Origin of the sequence: Paenibacillus sp. FSL L8-0638 (genome assembly GCF_038593075.1) — a bacterium.
Lineage (GTDB): Bacteria > Bacillota > Bacilli > Paenibacillales > Paenibacillaceae > Paenibacillus > Paenibacillus polymyxa_D.
The window spans coordinates 2,475,173-2,489,967 of sequence record NZ_CP151960.1; the positions used below are offsets into that span (position 1 = coordinate 2,475,173).

Genomic DNA, 14,795 nt, shown 5'->3' on the forward strand with positions numbered 1-14,795 from the left:
ATGACACAGCAAGATGTTCAATTGTTTTCGCTAAGCCAGCCACAGCAACGGATTTGGTATACGGAGCTTCTGTATCCTAATAGGAACACATCGACAATTATTGCAACTGTAAAAATCAGGGGAACTGTTCGCATAGATGCCTTGCAGCAAGCAATGAATCGGGTAATTGCCCAAAATGATTCTTTTCGTATCAAAATTACTGCTCAGGATGGGATTCCATATCAATATGTAGAGCCGTTTACGGCAGAAAGTATAGAAACGATCCAAGTTACCCCGGAAGAAGCGAATGTATGGTTAAAGCGTCATAATCCACAGCCGTTCTCATTGTTGGATTCGCAGCTGTACCGATTTGTTATCTTGCAGCTCGGAACAGAAGAAACATGGTTTAATTTTAAAATGCATCATATTATTTCAGACGGCGTGTCCATGAATCAGGCCATTAATGAAATCACAGGACATTATATGGATATTGTGCATGGTACAGGCCAAGATGCGCCGACCAAAGGCAATCCCTATCTGGATTTTATCCAGGTAGAGCAAAGTTATGAGCAATCAGACCGTTATCAAAAGGACAAAACGTACTGGACGGAAAAGTTTGCCGATTTGCCAGAGACTACAGGTTTGAAATCATATAACCCGCTGACACTAAGCACAGCTGCACGCCGGGAGAGCTTTATACTGGAACATGAGTTGTATCGTGGTGTTACGGCTTTTTGCGAGGAACATAAAATTAGTATTTTTACGTTCTTCCTGGCGGCTCTGTATATTTATTTGCATAAAGTGACGGGAGAGCAGGACTTAACCGTGGGGACACTCTATGCCAACCGTACGTCTAAGAAGGAAAAGGATACCATCGGTATGTTCGTCAGCACTGTGGCTACGCGCTTGTTGGTCGAACCAGAATCCGAACTGCTGACCTTCCTGCATGGTGTAGGGAAGGAGCAGGCGTCTATTTTGCGGCATCAGCGTTACCCGTACAACAAAATTATTCAGGATTTGCGTGAACAGCAAAGCAGTCTGGACATTCAGCGTCTGTTTGGTGCTTCCATTCAGTACCGTACCTTGAGTTTCTCCCGGTTTGATGAAGCGATTCAGCAGGTTGATAACGATTTCTGCGGAGATACGGTGAACGACTTCGATATTCACATGGTTGAAATGCTGGATGATGATAGACTCGTGCTGTATCTGGATTATCGTACCGAGCTGTTTAGTGAACAGGAAATTGCTCGAATTATTCGGCAATTTTTGAGTGTGGCGGAGCATATGGTGCAGGGCCCACACAAGCGGATACAGGAATTGTCGCTGATCAGTGAGGAAGAACGGGCGCAAATCGTCGACGTATTCAATGCTACAGCGGTGGAATATCCACACGAAGCAGGCATTCATGAGTTGTTTGAGGAACAGGCTGAACATACACCGAATCAGACAGCAGTTGTGTTTGGAAATGCCCGTTTAACTTATGGCGAACTGAATGTAAAAGCAAATCAACTGGCTCACACGTTGCGCGGACACGGTGTTACCGCCGAGCAAACTGTAGGTATCGTTGCTGAGCGTTCCACGGATATGATCGTCGGCATGTTGGCGATTCTCAAAGCGGGCGGTGCATATGTACCCATTGACCCTGATTATCCGGCTGAACGTGTACGTTACCTGTTGGAAGATTCGGGAGCGAAGTTGTTGCTGGTGCAGCGTGCAGAACAGCAACCGGAGGAATACACCGGAATCGTGCTGGATCTAAGCGATGCTAAGGTGTACGCGGCAGAGGATGACCAAGGCTTGAATACCGTACATGGGGAGCAAAACGAGGCTTATCATGTGGATTATACCGATTATACAAATCTGAAAAATGAGATTTTGAATAAATCATCCTCGTCTGTCGTAGACAGCACTGGTGGAGAACAAGAACGTAAATTTGGAAACCGACTAGCTTATTTGATGTACACTTCGGGCACGACGGGACAGCCCAAAGGAGTTATGGTAGAACATCGCAATGTCGTGCGTTTGGTAAAACATACAAACTATGCGCAACTGGGTGCTGACACGCGCATTTTGCAAACTGGCGCCGTTGTCTTTGACGCGTCCACCTTCGAAATTTGGGGTGCGCTATTGAATGGTGGACAGCTCGTGCTGGTAAGTCAGGATGTCATTTTGGACGCTCCAAAGCTCAAGGAAGCCGTGCGCAACCATGGTATCACGACAATGTGGCTGACTGCCCCCCTCTTTAACCAGCTATCTCAGCAGGACTTGGAGCTGTTCGAGGGGGTACAAGAACTGCTGGTCGGTGGTGATGTGCTGTCCGTACCGCATATTAACCGGGTACTGGAGGCTCATCCGTCCCTGCGGATTATTAACGGTTATGGCCCGACAGAAAATACGACTTTTTCTACAACTCATACGATTGCCAGCGTGCAATTGGAAGCGGTGCCGATTGGGCGTCCGATCCACAACTCCACAGCGTATGTCGTAGACCGTTCCATGCAGCTTCAGCCTGTTGGAGCATGGGGTGAGCTGATCGTCGGCGGTGATGGGGTGGCACGTGGCTACCGGAACCGTCCTGATTTAACGGCTGAAAAGTTCGTAGATAGTCCGTTCCGTAGCGGAGAGCGCTGCTACCGTACAGGCGATTTGGTTCGCTGGAATGAGGATGGAACGCTGGAATACAAAGGACGGATCGACGCACAGGTGAAAATCCGGGGCTATCGGATTGAGCTGGGCGAGGTGGAAGCGCAGCTCTTGAAGCTAGATGCGGTACAAGAAGCTGTCGTCATTGCACGTGAGGATGAGCAGGGACAGAAACAACTCTGCGCATATGTAGTCACCCTTGTGGATATCGCGGCTAGTGAGTTGCGAAGCACCTTGAGCCAAGAATTGCCGGGTTATATGGTGCCGTCGTATTTTGTGCAGATGGAGCAATTGCCGTTAACACCAAATGGCAAAGTGGATCGTCGGGCGTTGCCGCAACCGGAGGGAAGCGTGGATTCCGGCGAGGATTATGTAGCAGCCCGTAATGAGGTAGAGCGGACATTGGTATCGGTATGGCAATCTGTACTGGGAATCGAACAGATTGGTGTTCTGGATAACTTTTTCCATTTGGGCGGCGACTCGATCAAGGCCATCCAAGTGTCTTCAAGGCTGCTGCAAAATGGTTACAAGCTGGAAATGAGGGAGTTGTTCCAGTATCCGACGATTGCTGAGCTGAATGGACGGGTGCAGCGGGTGACCCGCGTTTCCGATCAAGGAGAAGTTAGTGGAACCGTGACATTGACACCGATTCAACACTGGTTCATTGAACAGCAGCCATCCAATCCTGAGCACTATAACCAGGCTCTGATGCTGCATCGTGAGGATCGACTGGACGAAACGGCGCTTCGTCAGGCATTGCAAAGCATTGTTGAGCATCATGACGCTTTGCGCATCGTATTCCGCCCAAATGCGGACGGTGGGTATGAAGCATGGAACCGTGGCGTACAAGAAGGAGAACTGTACAGCCTTGAAGTGGTTGATTTTACAAATGAGTCTGACTTTGCTCATTTGTTGGAGAACAAAGCCAACGAAATCCAAAGCAGCATCCGTCTAGATGAAGGACCGCTGGTAAAGCTGGGTCTGTTTCGTTGCAACGATGGAGACCATTTGTTGGTAGCAATCCACCATTTGGTGGTTGATGGTGTGTCTTGGCGTATTTTGTTGGAGGATTTGGCAACAGGCTATGAACAGGCTTTACGGGGCGAGTCTGTCCGGTTGCCGAATAAGACGGATTCCTTCCGTCTGTGGGCAGACCAGCTATCCGCTTATGTGAGCAGTGCAGCGTTGGAGAAGGAGCGTGCGTATTGGGAGCAAATTGAGCAAGCAGGGAAAAGCCAGGCATCCTTGCCTAAGGATTACAATCGTAAATCTCAGGCCAAGCCACAGCTTCGCGATGATCGGACGCTTACAGTAGCGTGGACGGTAGAAGAAACGGAAAAATTCCTGAAACAAGCTCATCGGGCCTACAATACAGAAGCAAACGACCTGCTGCTGACAGCTCTGGGCACTGCGATTTATGAGTGGGCAGGCATCCGTCAGGTGCTTGTAAATCTGGAGGGTCACGGACGGGAAGCCATTTTGCCGGATATGGATATTACGCGCACGGTCGGTTGGTTTACCAGCCAATTCCCAGTTGTACTTGATATGGGCGAGGATCGGAATGTGGGACGACGTGTCAAGAGCGTCAAGGAAGGGCTGCGTCGTGTGCCGCATAAAGGGATTGGATACGGGATTTTAAGATATCTTGCTGGCTGGGAAGGAGAAGCAGCTTTAGTTGCCGAGCCGGAAATCAGTTTTAACTATCTCGGACAATTCGATCAGGATTTAAAGAATAATGCCTTTCGCATGTCTCCTTATTCCATCGGAGCTTCCATGAGTGACACGTTGACCAAGCGGTATGCTCTGGATATCAACGGCATGATCACGGACGGTGCACTGGAACTGACGATCAGCTACAGCAACAAAATGTTTATGAAAAAATCAATCAAAAAGCTGGCTGATCTGCTTCAGGAGAGCTTGCGTGAGGTATTGGCTCACTGTGTGGAAAAAGAGTTGCCGGAGCTGACACCAAGCGACTTGTCTTTCCAAGGACTGACGGCTGGAGAGCTGAATCATATTGTAGAGCAGACGGCTGCTGTGGGAGAACTGGAAAACATTTATTCGTTAACACCCATGCAAAAAGGCATTCTGTTCCACGGCTTAATGGAGCCGCAATCCGGGGCGTACTTTGAGCAGGCGACATTTGATCTGCAAGGCAGCTTTCAAGTGGAGGCTTTTGCCGAAAGCCTAAATCAGCTGGTGGATCGCCATCAAATATTCAGAACGAATTTTTATAGCGGCTGGAATGAGCAGCCTTTACAGGTAGTGTACCGTCACAAGCACGCCGGGTTCCGTTTTGAAGATGTACGTTCGATGGAACAAGGTGAGCAGGACGCATACATTGCTGATTTTGCTGAGCGCGACAAAGCCGAAGGCTTTCATTTCAGCTCAGGCGAGCTGATGCGGGTGTCTGTTTTGCGTACAGGCGAGGAGTCGTATCGTTTTGTGTGGAGCTTCCATCATATTTTGATGGACGGCTGGTGCTTGTTCCTTGTTGTAGGGGAAGCATTTAATACGTACTTTGCCATACTCGAAGACCGCAAACCGGAGCTCGCCCCGGTAACACCATACAGCGAATACATTGAATGGCTGGATCGGCAGGACAACGTGGAGGCTGAACGGTTCTGGCGTGATTATTTTGCTGGCTTTGAGCAGCAGACCGTATTGCCGCAGGTAAAACAGCTGGACAGTCACGCTAAAGAATATGAAGCGGACAAGCTTTCGTTTACACTGGGCCACGAAGTGACGGAACGGATGAACAAGCTGGTTAAGCAGAAGCAAGTAACGGTCAATACACTGCTGCAAGCGGCTTGGGGCGTTGTGCTGCAACGGTATAACAACAGTCGGGATGTTGTATTTGGCAGTGTCGTATCCGGCAGATCAGCGGATATTCCGGGCATCGATAAAATGATTGGTTTGTTCATTAATACGGTTCCTGTACGAGTTCACAGTGAGAAAGATATTACGTTTGCTGCGTTAATGAAGCAGTTACAGGAGCAGGCACTGGCTTCCCGTGCCTATGAAACCTATCCGTTGTATGAAATTCAGGCCCTAACAGAGCAGAAACAGGACCTGGTGAACCATATTATGGTGTTTGAAAACTACCCGGTGGAACAGCGCATGGAGCAAATGGGCAGTCGTGGCACGAATGGCTTTACGATTGCAAATGCTTCCGTGTCGGAGCAAACGAACTATGATTTCAACATTACGGTTGTGCCAGGTGATGAAATTCATGTCCATTTGGAGTACAACGCGCGAGTATTGGAACGCACGGCTGTAGAGCAAATCCGCGAGCATTTGTTGCATATGATTGAAGAAGCGATTAACAGACCAGATGCGCTGGTAGATGAGCTTGAGCTGGTGACTGCTGCGGAAAAAGCAAAAATCATCGATGGTTTTGGATCCGTGGGCGTATCCGCATGGAGTGATGAAAAGCAATCAGAAGGGTTGTTTCACGCCTATGTGGAAGAACAAGCGCAGCTTGTGCCGAATCATGTGGCAGTTGTATACGAGGAGCGGCAGCTTACGTACCGCGAGCTGAACGAGCGTGGGAATCAACTTGCTCGTAGGTTGCGGAATGAAGGTATTGGGCGCGAGTCCATTGTTGGTATTTTGAGCGAGCGCTCGGTGGACATGCTGGTCGGCGTATTAGCAGTATGGAAAGCCGGAGGTGCATATGTACCGTTAGATGCGGATTATCCGCCCGAACGAATTCGCTTTATGCTGGAGGACAGTGGTGCGACGGTGCTGCTAACGCAGATCGGTTTGCAGGAGCGTGCACAGGGTTGGTTGGAGGCAAGTCGGCAGGCCTTGGTCGGAGGGCAGACTGAGGGTGAATTGGAAACAGCGGCTGGCGCTGAAACGATGAAAAGAGACAGCCTGAGTGAAGGCGTAAGTTTGAAATTAGATTCGAATTCTGACAACGAAGAAGCATCCGAACCGGCAACAGGGCTGCGTCTGCGTACTGTATTGGCATTGGACGACGAGTCGCTGTACACCGGGGATGCCACGGATGTTGAACCTATCAATGAACCGCAGGATCTGGCGTATGTGATCTACACCTCCGGGACAACGGGACGTCCGAAGGGCGTCATGATCGAGCATCACAGTTTGGTAAACACAGCTGCGGCATACCACCGGGATTACCGTCTGAACCAGTTCCCAGTACGCCTGTTACAACTGGCAAGTTTCTCCTTCGACGTGTTCGTCGGCGATATCGCACGGGCGCTCTATAACGGTGGCACGATGGTCATCTGCCCGAAAGACGACCGGATTGATCCAAGCCGTCTGTATGGCTGGATTCACGATTATCAGATTACGGTGTTCGAATCCACACCGGCTTTAATCGTACCGTTTATGCAGCATGTGCATGAACAGGGCCTTGACATGAGCAGTCTGGAATTGCTGATCACCAGCTCGGACAGTTGTAGCGTGACGGATTATCGGGTGCTGCAAGAACGGTTTGGTGCGGATATCCGCATTATGAACAGCTATGGCGTCACGGAAGCGGCGATTGACTCCAGCTTCTACGACGAAGAACTGTCAAAGCTGCCAAGTAGCGGCAGTGTGCCGATTGGTCAGGCATGGCTGAACGCACGCTTCTACATCGTGGACAGCCAGCTGAATCCGGTGCCGATCGGTGTACTGGGTGAGCTGTGTATTGGCGGAGCCGGGGTAGCACGTGGGTACTTGAACCGTGCGGACCTGACGGCGGAAAAATTCGTAGCGAACCCATACGTACCGGGTGAACGACTGTATCGCACCGGCGATTTGGCGCGGTGGATGCCAGACGGCAATGTGGACTTTATCGGCCGGATGGATTATCAAGTGAAAATTCGGGGCTACCGGATCGAGCTGGGCGAGATTGAAACGGCAATCCAGCGGGTGCCGGGTGTGCGTCAAGCGGTAGTCATCGACCGGACGGATGAGCGTGGACACAAATACTTGTGCGGGTACATCACGGGAGAAGCCGAGCTGCGGATCGAGGAGGTACAGGCCGAGCTGGAAGCAGGGCTACCCGCGCACATGGTGCCAGCACGCTTGATGCGACTGGAGACGATTCCGCTGACCAGCAACGGCAAAATCGATCGCAAGGCCTTGCCGGAACCGGAGGGAAGCATCCATACGGGTGCAGCCTATGTGGCACCACGTACTACGGCAGAGCAAGTACTGGCTGCAGTGTGGGCCGGAGTACTCGGCGTGGAAGCGGTAGGCACGCAGGATAACTTCTTTGAACTGGGCGGCGATTCGATCAAAGCACTGCAAGTATCGTCCCGCTTGCTGCAAGCAGGCTATCGATTGAACATGAAGGATCTCTTCAGCAATCCGACGGTAGCGGCGCTCAGTCCTTTGCTTCGTACAGATGGCAAGATTGCCAGTCATGAAGAAGCAGTAGGCAAGGTAGATCTGACACCCATTCAGCGATGGTTCTTCGAGCAGCAGCCGGCTGACCTGCACCACAGCAACCAGGCGATGATGCTGTATCGAGCTGGGCGCTTTGACGTCGACGCGCTGCGCCGTACGATGGAACGTATGGTCCAGCATCATGACGCATTGCGCACGGTATTCCGTGAGACGGAGCAGGGCTATGCCGCTTGGAACCGCAGTGTGGAGGAAGGCGAGCTATACACGCTGGACATTGTAGATTTTAGTGGAGTTGAAGACGAATCCACCGCTGTAGAAGCTAAGGCGAGTGAAATTCAAGCCAGCATTCATTTGAGCGAGGGGCCGCTGGTGAAGCTCGGTCTGTTCCATTGCGCTGAGGGCGACCATTTATTAATGGTCATTCATCATTTGGTTGTGGACGGCGTATCGTGGCGTATTTTGCTGGAGGATTTGGCATCCGGTTATGAGCAGGCTATTGCAGGCAAAACAGGCACAGCTATCCGACTACCGCATAAAACAGATTCGTTCCAGACTTGGGCCGAGCAGCTGTCGGCCTATGCGAATAGCGCGACGATGGAGCGGGAGCTTGCTTACTGGCAGCATATCGAACAAGCAGAAGCCAGCCTGGCGAAGCCTTTGCCGAAGGATTTTGCGAATGACAATGCACTGCTTGGGGACAGTGAGGTTGTGACTGTCCGCTGGACGAAGCAGGAAACCGAGCAGTTGCTCAAACAAGCTCATCGCGCATACAACACGGAAATGAATGACCTGCTGCTGGCTGCGCTCGGAAAAGCCGTGTATGACTGGTCTGGTTCCGAACGAGTGCTGGTCAACCTGGAGGGCCATGGACGGGAAGCCATTGTACCGGATGTGGATATTACGCGGACGGTCGGCTGGTTTACGAGCCAGTTCCCGGTTGTACTGGATGGAAGTCTGGGACAGGGCGGAAATACCGCTCGTCTGATCAAACGGATCAAGGAAGGGCTGCGTCATATTCCGCAAAAGGGCATCGGCTATGGTATTTTACGCTACCTGTCGGATCTAAATGTGCTGGAGAAAGCAGGCGTGCAGTTACAGGCTCAGCCTGAGATCAGTTTTAACTATTTGGGCCAATTCGATCAGGATTATAAAGGCAACGATCTGGAGCCTTCCTCCTATTCCATTGGTGTGCCTGTCAGCACGAACGCGGCTATGGATTTTGCGCTGGATATCAATGGAGTAATCGAGGATGGCGAGTTGATGTTCACGATTCGCTACGGTACTACGCAATTCCACCAAGAAACGATTGCACGGCTGGGAGAGCTGCTGGCGTCCAGCTTGCGTGAAGTGATTAGCCATTGTGTTGCCCAAGAAAGAACGGTGTTGACCCCAAGTGATGTCCTGTTAAATCATGTAACGCTGGATGAGCTGGAGCAATTGGTGAAAGATACACAAGATATGGGCGAACTAGAAAATGTGTATGCCTTAACGCCGATGCAAAAGGGGATGCTCTTCTTCAGCCTGATGGATGAGAATTCGGCGGCTTATTTTGAGCAGGCATCCTTTGAATTGAACGGACGGTTTGATGTGGTTGCTTTCGGTAAAAGCTTTGACCTGCTCGTACAGCGTCATGAGGCCCTGCGGACGAACTTTATCAGTTCATGGAAGGATGAGCCTGTACAGGTCGTCTTCCGCAACCGTAGCGGAGAATTATATTATGAAGACTTGCGCGGACTGGAAAAAGAAGAACGTAAAGCTCGTGTTGAAGCTTTTACCCTTGCAGATAAAGCGAAAGGATTCCGTCTGGCGGAGGACGCACTCCTTCGTATCTCGATCCTACAAACCGGGGATGAAACGTATCACTTTATTTGGAGCTTCCATCACATTTTGATGGATGGCTGGTGTTTGGCCTTTATGACACAGGAGGTATTTGGTAGCTATCTGGCACTGCGCGCGGGTCATGAGCCAGCACTAGAGCCTGTCACGCCGTTCAGTCGATTTATTGAATGGCTGGAACGTCAAGACCGTGAGGCAGCCTTGCAATACTGGCGTGGGTATCTGGCGGACTATGAGCAGCAAATTACGCTTCCCCAGCAAAAAGCACAGCCGAAATCGATGCACACCGAGGAATATGTCGCTGAAGATCTGGATTGCGAATTCCAGCCAGAGTTGGTTGCGCAGATCGAACGGATGGCAAAACAAAATCAGGTAACGATCAATACGCTGATTCAAACCGTATGGGGCGTTCTGTTGCAAAAATATAACAACAGTACGGATGTCGTGTTCGGCAGCGTTGTGTCCGGTCGCCCGGGAGATATTCCAGGCGTGGAGCACATGATCGGGCTATTTATCAATACAATTCCAGTGCGTGTGCAGTCTGAACAAGGTGAAACCTTTGTCGAGCTGATGAAACGAACACAGCGGCAGGCGCTGGCTTCCAATGCCTACGATGCGTTCCCGCTGTATGAAATTCAAGCACTGACCGAGCAGAAGCAGGATTTAATCAATCATATTATGATTTTTGAAAATTATCCGGTGGAGCAGCAGGTAGAAAAGTTAGGCAGCAATGGGCAGGATAAATTTACGATTTCGAACGTGGTGTCTACAGAGGAAACCAACTACGATCTGAACGTCGTCGTGATGCCGGGAGAAGGCATCAAGATTCGTTTTATGTATAACACGCTCAGCTTTGATCAAGCAGGTATTGAGCGTCTGTATGGACATTTTGCACGTTTGCTGGAGCAAATTTCGCTCAACCCGCATGTTCGGGTGGAAGAGCTGGAACTACTCACAGCAGCAGAAAAACAACAGATTACAGCGGCCTTTAATGATACCGCTTGTGCATTCCCATGCAAACAGACGATCCATCAGCTGTTTGAGGAGCAGGTGGAGTGTACGCCGGATCAGGTGGCATTGGCGTTTGGACATCAGCGTCTGACGTATCGGGAGCTGAATGAACGGGCGAATTCATTGGCACGAATGCTTCGAGCCCAGGGAGTAGGACCAGACAAGCTGGTCGGTCTGATGGTACAGCGCTCCGTGGAAATGATCGTAGGTTTGCTGGCCGTGCTGAAAGCAGGCGGTGCTTATGTGCCGATTGATCCCGAATTTCCGTCCTCTCGTATTGCATACATGCTGGAAGACAGCGAGGCCGCAGTGCTTCTGACCCGTCGTGAGCTGGCAGAAGAGCACCATTGCCAAGCCAATACCCTGTTTCTTGAGGATGCCGCATTGTATCAGGGAGAAAGTAGCAACCTGGAGAAGATTGCCCACCCAGAGCATTTGGCTTACGTCATCTATACCTCGGGTTCGACTGGAAATCCGAAAGGAGTTATGCTCCAGCATCGCTCGGTCCTCAACTTTATTACAGGGATGCGCGAAGCCATTGATTTTGAAGCGAGCCAAACCATGTTGTCACTCACGACCATTTCATTCGATATTTTCGTATTGGAAACCATCCTGCCTCTGTTGGGTGGAATGACGGTTGTGCTTGGTGACAGCCAGCATCAGGTGAATCCTCAGGCGCTGGGTGAGTTGATTACTCAACATTCGATTGAGATGTTGCAAATGACCCCATCCCGGCTACAAATGCTGCTGGGTCATGAAGCAGGCTCGCGCGCGCTGCAAGGCGTGAAGGCAATAATGGTCGGGGGCGAAGCCCTTCCGTCCAAGCTGCTCGCGGCACTGCAAGCAATAAACGGTCCCCGTATTTATAACATGTACGGACCTACAGAAACGACGGTGTGGTCGGCCGTGCAGGAACTGACCCATGCTCGGCATATTAATATTGGACGTCCTATCGCGAATACACAAATATATATCACGAATGCGAATGGGGAATTGCAGCCCGTCGGCGTGCCGGGCGAGTTATGTATTGCCGGGGAAGGATTGGCCCGTGGGTATTGGAAACGTGAAGAACTGACGGCTGAGAAATTTGTGATTAATCCGTTTGCTGGGGGTAAGGCAGGCCATGAGCGGATGTACCATACAGGCGATTTGGCGAGATGGATGCCAGACGGCAACATTGAATATTTGGGGCGGATGGACCATCAGGTGAAAATCCGGGGCTACCGAATCGAACTGGGCGAGATCGAATCGCAGCTGTTGCAGGTGGAGTCGGTACAAGAAGCGGTCATCATGGCTCGTGGGGACGAAGCGGGTCAAACACAGCTCGTGGCGTACTATGTGGCGAGTCAAGAACTGGGAGCCGGTGAGCTGAGACATGAGCTGGGACAAGAACTGCCAAGCTATATGATGCCGTCGTATTTCATTCAGTTGGAGCAGATGCCGCTGACACCGAACGGTAAAATCGACCGCAAGTCCCTGCCAGCACCGGAAGGCAGTCTGCACAGCGGAGTGGATTATGTAGCGCCACGCACTGCACCGGAACGAGCGCTTGTAGCGGTCTGGCAGTCCGTCCTGGGCGTGCCAACCGTCGGTATGTTGGACAATTTTTTTGACCTGGGCGGCGATTCAATTAAGGCAATTCAGATTGTGTCCCGTGCGTTCCAGGCAGGCTACAAGCTGGACATGAAGGCTTTGTTCCGCTATCCCATCGTCGCAACGCTGGCACCGCATATGCATGAGGTCAGTTGTATGGTAGATCAGGGAGAAGTAAGCGGAGAAACGGCGTTGCTTCCGATCCAGCACGAGTTCTTTGCACAGGAGCAAGTGGATGCGTATCATTTTAATCAGGCGGTTATGCTGCACCGGGAGCAGGGGTTTGACGAGTCGGCTCTGCGTCAGGCGCTTGGCAAACTAACAGAGCATCATGATGCTCTGCGGATGGTGTTCAGCAAGACCGAGCAAGGCTATCAAGCATGGAATCGCGGAATACAGGAAGGTGAGCTGTATCATCTGGATGTGGTGGACTTTACGAACTTGACGGATAAAGCCACGCTCAGCGCAGCCATTGAGGCGAAAGCCAGTGAAATTCAAAGGAGTATCCAGCTTCAAGAAGGACCGCTGTTGAAGGCTGGTTTGTTCCACTGTGCAGATGGAGATCATTTGCTGATGGCGATTCACCATTTGGTGGTGGACGGGGTATCCTGGCGTATTTTGTTTGAGGATTTGACTACTGCCTATGAACAGGCCATCCATGAAGAGGTGCTTCAGTTACCGGACAAAACGGATTCCTTCCGTTCCTGGTCACAAAAACTTTCCGAGTATGCGAATAGCGCAGCCATGGACAGTGAATACGCCTACTGGGAACAATTGAATGGATCCGCTTTGTCTGACCAAGTATGTTTGCCTGAGGATCAAGCGCAGGCTGAGCCATTTACCCTAGCTGACACGGATTCAGTGGCCTTCCAGCTTACGGAAGAAGAGACAGAAAGATTATTGAAGCAAGCACACCGCGCATATAACACGGAAGTGAACGATCTGCTTCTGACGGCACTGGGCATGATGCTGTACACATGGACCGGCCATGAACGCAGTCTGATTAATTTAGAGGGACACGGGCGTGAGAACATTTTGCCGGATACGGACATTTCTCGTACGGTAGGTTGGTTTATGAGTCCATATCCGATATGGCTGGACATGGGCAGTGATCCTACTTTATCGGGACGCATCAAACAGGTCAAAGAGAGTCTGCGCCATATTCCGAATAAAGGAATGGGCTACGGAATTTGGAGATATTTGAGTGAATCTGGCCAAGCCATGGGTCAGCAAGCAGATGCACTGAATCTTGCTCAACATCAAGCTTTTGCTGAGCCGCAAGTGAGCTTTAACTATCTCGGACAGTTTGATCAGGACTTGCAAAACAACGATCTGCGTAGGTCTCCTTATTCGACTGGATCGGTCGTTAGTGACCGGACGAAAATGAAATTTGCTCTCGATGTGAGCGGAATCGTAACGAACGGCATCCTGGAACTGGATATTCGGTATAACAGCAAAGCCTACCGCAAGGACACCGTCCAAATGCTGGCTAATCTGTTGAAATCCAATCTGCTTGAAATGATTGAGCATTGTGTCACACGGGAGCGGACCGAATTGACTCCAAGTGATGTGCTGTTTAAAGGCCTGACAATGGAGCAATTAAATACGATTAAGGAGCAGACCCAGACGGTTGGGGAATTGGAAAATGTATATCCGTTAACCCCCATGCAAAAGGGTATGCTGTTCCATAGTCTGATGAATGCAGAAACAGGCGTGTATTTTGAGCAGGCGACCTTTGATCTGGAGGGCAACTTTGCGCCATCTATATTCGAGGAAAGCTTGAAGCTGCTGGTTAGCCGACATGCTATATTACGGACGAATTTCTATAGCGGCTGGCATGGTCAACCGTTGCAGATTGTCTATCGTCATAAAAATCCAAGCTTCCGCTATGAGGATGTCAGAGGGCGTGAACACGCTGTAGCTGAGTTTGTGGCCCAGGATAAAGCTCAAAACTTTGATTTAAGCAAGGATGCGCTCATGCGCGTAACCGTCTTCCGCACGGATGATAGCTCATACCGTTTTGTATGGAGCTTCCATCATATCGTAATGGACGGCTGGTGCCTGTCCCTGATGACGGACGAAGTATTTGGTGCATATGTTGCCTTGCTGGAGAACAAGCAGCCAGAGCTCGCACCTGTCAAGCCGTATAGTGACTATATCGAATGGTTGGAACATCAGGATGCACAGGAAGCGACCCATTATTGGAGTGACTATTTGGCAGGCTTTGAGCAGCAAACCTTGTTGCCTGGTGAGAACGCACAAGCTTCTGTAGTAGAACGCGATGAAGAACCAGACGGAAGCGGCGCGGGTTCCCATTCCGGCTATGTTTTAGAAAAGTTGCCATTTATGTTGGGTAAAGAACGAAGTGC

General features: G+C 50.7%; 1 protein-coding gene (cut by a window edge). It reads left to right on the forward strand.

All coding sequences use genetic code 11. From position 1 onward, the window contains the following. Positions 1 to 14,795: the start of a non-ribosomal peptide synthase/polyketide synthase gene (locus tag MKY35_RS11340; protein WP_342446405.1), read on the forward strand. 27,520 nt of this gene lie beyond the right edge of the window; the window shows 14,795 of its 42,315 coding nt (coding positions 1-14,795); its start codon is at positions 1 to 3; the stop codon falls past the right edge of the window.